Annotated in this window: 1 tRNA gene; it reads right to left on the reverse strand. The window is 45.5% G+C overall.

The features are described 5' to 3' along the window. Positions 1–74 precede the first annotated feature (74 nt). Positions 75–147 (reverse strand) — tRNA-Ala (locus CP366_RS10600). Positions 148–255 lie beyond the last annotated feature (108 nt).

Below are 255 nucleotides of genomic sequence, written 5' to 3' on the forward strand. Positions count from 1 at the left end.
GATTGTCTCGGTTTTTTGCTTGGATTATATTCAGTTTTCAATGTACTAGCTCTTTGATCCTTTTTCTGGATCAATGGAGGCTAACGGGTTCGAACCGATGACCTCCTGCGTGCAAAGCAGGTGCTCTCCCAACTGAGCTAAGCCCCCAGAGTATTTTATTTTCGGCCAGACATAACTTTAACTCTTTTTCTCCGTTATGTCAATGGGCCTAAATGGACTTGAACCATCGACCTCACGCTTATCAGGCGTGCGCTC

Origin of the sequence: Lactobacillus sp. UMNPBX15, assembly GCF_002553785.1 — a bacterium.
In the GTDB taxonomy this organism is placed as follows: Bacteria; Bacillota; Bacilli; order Lactobacillales; family Lactobacillaceae; genus Lactobacillus; species Lactobacillus crispatus.